Origin of the sequence: Segeticoccus rhizosphaerae, assembly GCF_009192725.1 — a bacterium.
Lineage (GTDB): Bacteria > Actinomycetota > Actinomycetes > Actinomycetales > Dermatophilaceae > Segeticoccus > Segeticoccus rhizosphaerae.
The window spans coordinates 1-1,119 of sequence record NZ_VOHR01000591.1; the positions used below are offsets into that span (position 1 = coordinate 1).

Annotated in this window: 2 protein-coding genes and 1 tRNA gene; all 3 read right to left on the reverse strand. The window is 72.0% G+C overall.

What is annotated here, in order from left to right; all coding sequences use genetic code 11:
- Window positions 1–464 (reverse strand): Nif3-like dinuclear metal center hexameric protein (locus FRW57_RS21890; RefSeq protein ID WP_203230492.1); only part of this gene is annotated, 464 nt, incomplete at its 3' end.
- A 1-nt stretch (window position 465) separates the two neighbouring features.
- A tRNA-Val gene (locus FRW57_RS21895) sits at window positions 466–538 on the reverse strand.
- Window positions 539–579: 41 nt separating this feature from the next.
- On the reverse strand, window positions 580–1,119 hold a 540-nt coding region (locus tag FRW57_RS21900; RefSeq protein WP_338055403.1), incomplete at its 5' end, for a peroxiredoxin.

Here is a 1,119-nt window from a genome sequence, read left to right on the forward strand (position 1 = left end):
AGCAGCTCGGCGAAGCGACGCAGGGTGACGGGCGCGGCCAGCTCTCCGACCCGTCCGAGCGGGCGGCCCTCCTCCATCACCAGGGGCTCCGTGCCGTCCAGGCCGGCGGCGGCGGCCAGGGCGTCCGACACCCCGGGTGAGGCGACGTCGGCGTTGGTGTGCGCGACATACAGCGCCACATCGCCCACAACCAGGGAGGTGACGGACGCGCCCTTGGCGCTGGTGGTCGCGACGCTGTGCACGCCGCGCAACAACAGCGGGTGGTGGGTGATCAGCAGGTCGGCGGCCTCGGCGCGCGCCTCCTCGATGACGGCCAGCGTCGGGTCGACGGCCAGGTGGATCCGCCGCACCGGTTGGTCGAGGTCACCGCTGACGAGCCCGACACGGTCCCACGACTGGGCCGTGTCCGGTGGGTACAGCTCCTCGAGGGCGGCGACGAAGTCGCGCAGGGTCAGATCGTCCACGTGGGCCCGGCCGGGTTCGAACCGACGACACCCGCGGTGTAAACGCGGTGCTCTACCAACTGAGCTACAGGCCCTGGCGCACCGATCCGGCGGATCGGAAGTCCGGCGGCACAGGCTAACCCAGATCCGCCAGCGCCTGATGACAGCTCGCGAGGTCCCGCGCCTCACCCGGTTCGTGGACCAGGGTCCACCGGATCACACCGTCCCGGTCGAGCAGGAAGGTCCCCCGGGTGGCGAAGCCGCCCCGGTCGTGAAAGACCCCGTAGGCACGGGCCGCCCCACCGTGCGGCCAGAAGTCACTGAGCAGGGGGAACTCGAACTCCTCCCGCTCGGCCCACGCCCGGAGCGTGAACATGGGGTCACAGGAGATCGCGAGCACCTGGACGCGGTCGTTCTGGTAGCGGCCGAGGTCGTCCCGCACGCTGCCCAGCTCCTCGGTGCAGATCCCGGAGAACGCGAAGGGGTAGAAGACGAGCAGGACGTGCTTGCGGCCGCGGTAGTCGGCCAGGGACACCTGCTGACCGTGTTCGTCCTGCAGCGCGAGCGGGGGCGCTGCCGCGCCCACCCCGGGTGGCGACGCGGGGCTCACGACGCTCCGGCCAGCGGCACCTCGACGCAGTCCGAGGCGCAGCCGTCGCCCTCCTTGGGCTCCCGC